Source organism: Streptomyces sp. 13-12-16 (assembly GCF_002114215.1).
In the GTDB taxonomy this organism is placed as follows: Bacteria; Actinomycetota; Actinomycetes; order Streptomycetales; family Streptomycetaceae; genus Streptomyces.
In genome coordinates, this window is record NZ_NCTE01001506.1 from 1 (window position 1) to 233 (window position 233).

Below are 233 nucleotides of genomic sequence, written 5' to 3' on the forward strand. Positions count from 1 at the left end.
AACATGGTCAAGGCCCTGCACGAGCAGGCCCAGCTCTCCTCGGTGGTCGAGGTCGACGTCACCCGTCTGATGAAGCTGCGCGCCCGCGCCAAGGACGCGTTCGCGGCTCGTGAGGGGGTCAAGCTCTCCCCGATGCCGTTCTTCGTCAAGGCCGCGGCCCAGGCGCTGAAGGCGCACGCGCCGATCAACGCCAAGATCAACGAGGCCGAGGGGACCATCACCTACTTCGACAC

General features: G+C 66.5%; 1 protein-coding gene. It reads left to right on the plus strand.

Annotated elements, in window-relative coordinates; all coding sequences use genetic code 11:
* Window positions 1-233 (plus strand): 2-oxo acid dehydrogenase subunit E2 (locus B7767_RS44095; protein WP_179167582.1); only part of this gene is annotated, 233 nt, incomplete at both ends.